5 protein-coding genes and 1 pseudogene are annotated in these 5,184 nt (G+C 62.2%); 2 read left to right on the top strand and 4 right to left on the bottom strand.

The window, feature by feature from the left end; genetic code table 11:
• Positions 1-408, bottom strand: a pseudogene (locus tag EOA28_RS24150) (MFS transporter); the annotation flags it as partial.
• Between the two features lie 247 nt (positions 409-655).
• Between EOA28_RS24150 and EOA28_RS24145 the strand changes: the two are divergent.
• Positions 656-949: a DUF3175 domain-containing protein gene (locus EOA28_RS24145; protein ID WP_126081915.1), complete on the top strand. Its 294-nt coding sequence runs from the start codon at positions 656-658 to the stop codon at positions 947-949.
• Between the two features lie 22 nt (positions 950-971).
• Here EOA28_RS24145 and EOA28_RS24140 read toward each other — a convergent pair whose 3' ends face one another.
• Positions 972-1,712, bottom strand: coding sequence for a FadR/GntR family transcriptional regulator (locus tag EOA28_RS24140; RefSeq protein ID WP_245463336.1), 741 nt, complete (start codon positions 1,710-1,712; stop codon positions 972-974).
• 137 nt (positions 1,713-1,849) lie between these two features.
• Positions 1,850-2,746: an NAD(P)-dependent oxidoreductase gene (locus tag EOA28_RS24135; RefSeq protein ID WP_126081913.1), complete on the bottom strand. Its 897-nt coding sequence runs from the start codon at positions 2,744-2,746 to the stop codon at positions 1,850-1,852.
• On the opposite strand from EOA28_RS24135, the gene EOA28_RS24130 reads away from it, so the two are divergent.
• The gene (locus EOA28_RS24130) at positions 2,730-3,833 is read left to right on the top strand and encodes an NAD(P)-dependent oxidoreductase (protein WP_281059013.1); all 1,104 of its coding nucleotides are present in this window, start codon (positions 2,730-2,732) and stop codon (positions 3,831-3,833) included. The two genes, EOA28_RS24135 and EOA28_RS24130, sit on opposite strands and share 17 nt — an antisense overlap.
• Positions 3,834-3,904: 71 nt before the next feature.
• On the opposite strand, the gene EOA28_RS24125 is transcribed toward EOA28_RS24130, so the two are convergent.
• A complete protein-coding gene (locus tag EOA28_RS24125; protein ID WP_127252308.1) occupies positions 3,905-4,894 on the bottom strand; it encodes a sugar-binding protein in 990 nt (329 codons plus the stop codon).
• Between the last annotated feature and the right edge of the window lie 290 nt (positions 4,895-5,184).

Genomic DNA, 5,184 nt, shown 5'->3' with positions numbered 1-5,184 from the left:
GTGCGAGATGTCGGCGATCAGCGGTCCGAAAATCGCCGATGTCCCCAACCCGATCAACAAGCCTTGGGCGAAGGTGAACTGCAGGATTGAACCGGAGAGCGACGCCAGCAGGAAGCCGGCAGCCAGCGCCGTTGAGGAAACAAGCGCCGGGATCCAGTAACCGACACGATCGATGGCGCGCCCGACCAGCACATTGCCGGCAGCGAAGCCAACCATGGTCGCGGTGTAAGGCATCGACGCCGCCGCGCGATCGACGCCAAACTCGGCCTGGACCGCCGGCAGAACGACGACCACCGCCCACATGCCGACACCCCCAATGGTCGCCAGCAATACGGAAATGGCCAGCCTCGTCCAGGCATAAGCACTGTCTATGCCCGGGGGCGCTGCATTGCTGGAGATCGTCGTCAAGGCGTTCCTGTCCGCTGTTCTCGAAGTCGGCGGTTCGCCTCCACTATCGGCGCATTTGCCGGGCCGAGCAGCGCCACGACCGGCCAATCCGTGGCACCAGAACCGGGAACCCCTCTCATTTCCTGGAGTTTTGCCTCAGCAATTCCAGGAAAAGTGTCTAACGGTTTTCCGTCCGGAATTGCTGGAAACAAAGAGATGGAGCGGTTCAGTGGCAAACCGGTGAACCGCTCTGGCAAGGAGTTTCGCCATGACCGCAAAGAAGAAATGGTCAGCCGACGTGACCGAGCACAGCGATGCGCTGGATCTCGAGGAGCACGTCTTTGAATCCGACGACGCCAGGAAGATCGCCGCCTCGCTGAAGCGCTCGGCCGAGCACAGCGACCGCCGCAAGGCGGAGCCGTTCCAATCCGCCATGTCGATGTTGAATTTCTACATCAACCGCGCCGGCAAGAACCTGCCTGATGAGCGCAAGAAGGTGCTGGAAAAGGCGAAGGATGAGTTGCGCGTCGCCTTCGGCCGCGAGAAGCAGGATCAGCATTAAATCTGCCAGGTCGGGGCAGACCCTAACGCGATTGGATCACTTCGTCGGTGTTGGCCAACAACTTGCGGACCGCGTTGCGCGCCGCGTCCGGTCTCTTCAGGCGGATATTCCTCTCAATCGCCTCATGCAGCTTCTGGACATGCTGCAGATCGTCCAACTCGCGCGTCGTGTATGCGAAAAGATGGTCGAAGGCGGATTCGATCAGCACGCCCAGCGGCACCAGGAGGTCGTTGCCCGAGGCCCTGAGGATTGCGAGATGGAAGCGCGTGTCGGCGCGGGTTCGCTCCTGCAGGTTGGTGGCCTCGCCCATCTCGCGGCAGGCCTGGCTGATCTCGGCCATCTGCTCGTCAGTGCGCCGCATCGCCGCGAAGGCCGTCGCCTCCGGCTCTATGATGTGGCGGAATTCCTGCACTGTCCTCAGGAACACCTCGCGATCCGGCGACGTCGCGTACCAAGCGAGCACGTCGCGGTCGAGAAGGTTCCAGCGTTCCTTCGGCTCGACCCAACTGCCGATCTTGGGTCGCGACGCCAGGAGGCTCTTCGCCATCAGCATCTTGATCGCCTCGCGCACCGCCGAGCGGCTGACGTCGAAGGTCTCCGACCATTTCGCTTCATTGGGCAGGATGGTGCCCGGCGGATAATCGCCGCGCACGATGCGAAGCCCGATCTCGCTGGCCAGAGAGGTGTGCACGCTGGCGCCGGGGATGCGTGGCGCGTCGGCCCGGCGGAAGCCGGCTGGACGCTCCGCGGCGGCCGTCTTCATCGGCTTTTTTTCGTTGTTCGGCTTCGCGTCCCGCATAGGTCCAGAAAATCCCGTTTTCAGGGGCTGTCAAGCACGGCAGGCCCGCCTAGCTACAACCTGCTGAGATGTGCACAGATCAACCGGCATTTGGCCTCGCCTCAGGCGGTTTTGACGTATTTGCGCCAGCTGTGCTCAGGCCGGAAGCCGAGCACGTCGCGCGCCTTCCGGTTGGATAGCAGCGTCTCATATTCGCCGAGTTCAGCGTTGACCGGCACGCCTGGATAAAAGCGCTTCAACAATTCCGCCGTCGGCAGGTCCGACGAGGTATCGTCATTGGCCGCGTTGAACACCTGGTAGCCCAGGCCGTCCTTCTCGATGGCGCGCAGGGTGATCTGGCCGAGGTCGCGCGCGTCGATGTAGCTCCAGGCGATGCGCTTGCGGAAGCCGGGATCGGCGAACCATTTCGGGAAGAGCGAATATTCATGCGGCTCGATGACGTTGCCGATGCGCAGCGCATAGATGTCGGCGCCGCTGCGCAGCGCGAAAGCTCGCGCCGTCTTCTCGTTGACGATCTTCGACAGCGCGTAGGAGTCCATCGGGTCGACGTCATAGTCCTCGTCGAGCGGAAAATGCGTGGGATTGCGCGGCTCGTTGGCAAAGACCAGCCCGTAGGTGGTCTCCGAAGAGGCGATGACGACCTTGCGGATGCCGAGCTTCACCGCCGCTTCGATGACGTTGTAGGTGCCCATCGCGTTGATGCGGAACACCTCGTTGTCCGGCGTGATCATGATGCGCGGGATCGCCGCGAAATGCACCACGGCGTCGACTGGTTGGGCTCGCAGCGACGGATCGAATTCGTGCAGGCCCATATAGCTCGACAGCGCGTTGAAGACCTGCCCGCTGTCGGTGATGTCGGTAATAAGCGTGCGCACCTTCGGATTGTCGAGCGGCCTGGTGTCAATATTGAGCACCTGGCAGCCATGTTCGACTAGATACTGAACGACATGCCGGCCGGCCTTGCCGCTGCCGCCGGTGAACATGATCCGCTTCGTCATTTTGCTCTCCACAAGGCTCAGTAATTATGTGTATTGTCAGACAATAAGGTATTCCGCAATCGCTTGCCAACCGCGATCCGCGGAAACCTTCTCGACAAACGCCCGCCGCGCGGGCGCCCATCACCACGAAAGACAGGGAAGAGACGACATGAGCACCACCGCTGCCCGCGAGAATATCGGTTTCATCGGCCTAGGCCTGATGGGGCACGGCATCGCTAAGAACATCGTCGACAAGGGCTATCCGCTGACCTTCCTTGGCCGCAAGAACCGCAAGCCCGCGGAAGACCTTTTGGGACGCGGCGCCAGGGAAGTGGCCACCTCCAAGGAGGTGGCGGCGGCTTCCGACATCGTCTTCATCTGCGTCACCGGCTCGCGCGAGGTGGAGGCGATCATCCGCGGCCCCGGCGGGCTGAAGGAAGGCCTGAAGCAAGGCTCGGTGGTCGTCGACTGCTCGACCTCCGACCCGGTCTCAACCGTGGCGCTCGCCGCCGAGCTCAAGGCGCTCGGCGTCGATTATGTCGATGCGCCGCTCAGCCGCACACCGAAGGAGGCCTGGGAAGGCACGCTCGACGCCATGGTCGGCGCGCCGGACGCGGTGTTCGCCAGGCTGAAGCCGGTGATCGAGACCTGGGCCGGCCGCATCGTCCATATCGGCGACACCGGCGACGGCCATCGCATGAAGCTGCTCAACAACTTCGTCTCGCTGGGCTATGCGGCGATCTATTCCGAGGCCCTGGCGCTGGCGCAGAAGGTCGGCATCTCGCCAGCGCGCTTCGACAGCGTCATCCGCAACGGCCGCATGGATTGCGGCTTCTACCAGACCTTCATGCGCTGGACCTTGGAGGGCGACCGCGACGCGCACAAGTTCACCATCGCCAACGCCTTCAAGGACCTGACCTATCTGGAATCGATGGCTGGCGCGGCCGGCATCGCCAACCCGCTCGGCAACGCAACCAAGAATTCCTTTGCGACGGCGCATGCCGCCGGCCCCGCCGAACAATATGTACCGATGCTCGCCACCCATATCGGCAAGCTCAACGGCGTCGACCTGATGCCTTCGAGGGACGGCGTGAAGCAGAAGATCTAAGAGCAATTCCAGGAAAAGTGCGGGGGCGCCTTGTGGGCGCCCCCTCGTTTTTTCGACGGTTTCGATGCAGCCTACTTCTGGATACAGGTGTCGGCCGTTTCCTTGGTGCATTCGTCGAGGCCGGTGAAGACCGGATCGTCGACCTTCTTGCCGCCGATGAGGTCGAGCATCACGGAAGGCGCCTTGTAGCCCATTTCGAACGGCCGCTGGCCGACCAGCGCGGTGACGAGACCTTCCTTGGCGATCGCCACCTCGTCGCCGATCGTGTCGGCGGCGCCGATGACGAACTCGTTCTTGGCGATCTTGTCGGCCATCGGCTTGAACAGGTCGCGATAGGGCTGCGGAGCGCCGAACAGCGGCCAGCCGCCCATGATGCCGAAGGCGTCGAGCTTCGGATTGGCGGCGAGGATGTCGGTCATCGCCTGCACGCCCTTGGCGCCGTCGTCGTTGGTGAACACCGGGCAGCCGGGGGCTTCGGTCCAGCCGCCTTCGCCGGCAAGTGCCGCCAGGCCTTCCTTGCCGGTCAGCGCGTCGCGCATGCCTTGCGCGCGGCGCAGGATGTTGTCGGCCGCCGGGTTGCCCTCGATGGTGCAGACCGTGCCGCCATTCGGCTTGGCCTTCTTGATGTACTCGCCGATCTTCTTGCCCATAAGGTAGTTGTCGGTGCCGAGATAGGTCTTGCGAAGGGCGGCGTCTTCCTTGGCAAGGTCGGCGTCGACCGTCATGATCGGGATCGACGGATTGGCGCTCTTGATCGTCTGCGCAATCAGCGGCGCGTTGGACGGCGAGATCGCCATCGCGACCGTGTCGGGCTTGCTCAGCATGTCCTGCACGATCTGCGCTTCACCCGCCTCGTCCGAGGTCGATGCCGGGCCGGTATAGAAGCATTCATATTCCGAGCTGGCGTTTTCCTTGTTCCATTTCTCGCAGCCTTGATGGATGGCTTCGAAGAACGGGTTGTCGAGACCTTTCACGACGATGACGAGCTGTTTCTTGGCCAAAGCCGGCCCGGCGCCCAACGCCAAGGCGGCGACGGCGGCAAGCAAAAGTGTTTTCCTCATATCAGTCCTCCCTTGAAACAGACGGACACCGCGTGCCCGCCACACCGATCAGACCGGATGTACAGAACGATGCCGAGCATCTTCCCAATGCTCGTGTTCCGGGCCGGACTGATAAGCATTTGCCGATCCGTTTGCCCCAATACTGGCGCAGCCGAATCCTTGATCGTCAAGCCATTTGCCCCGTTCAGCCCTATGCGCGCTCGATGGGCAAATTATTCCTCCGAGGCTAGCTAATATCGGCTTTTCGCCAACGGTCAATTCCTATTTGTCCTACAAAACCGATTTTTTGT

The organism is Mesorhizobium sp. M2A.F.Ca.ET.067.02.1.1, assembly GCF_004023285.1.
Classification (GTDB): Bacteria; Pseudomonadota; Alphaproteobacteria; order Rhizobiales; family Rhizobiaceae; genus Mesorhizobium.
This window is presented reverse-complemented; position numbering and strand designations above follow the sequence as displayed.

Excerpts from the sequence above, each read along its gene's own strand:
- EOA28_RS24145 (WP_126081915.1), top strand. The coding sequence starts at position 656 with ATGACCGCAAAGAAGAAATGGTCAGCCGACGTGACCGAGCACAGCGAT.
- EOA28_RS24140 (WP_245463336.1), bottom strand. The coding sequence starts at position 1,712 with ATGAAGACGGCCGCCGCGGAGCGTCCAGCCGGCTTCCGCCGGGCCGAC.
- EOA28_RS24130 (WP_281059013.1), top strand. The coding sequence starts at position 2,730 with ATGATCCGCTTCGTCATTTTGCTCTCCACAAGGCTCAGTAATTATGTG.
- EOA28_RS24135 (WP_126081913.1), bottom strand. The coding sequence starts at position 2,746 with ATGACGAAGCGGATCATGTTCACCGGCGGCAGCGGCAAGGCCGGCCGG.
- EOA28_RS24125 (WP_127252308.1), bottom strand. The coding sequence starts at position 4,894 with ATGAGGAAAACACTTTTGCTTGCCGCCGTCGCCGCCTTGGCGTTGGGC.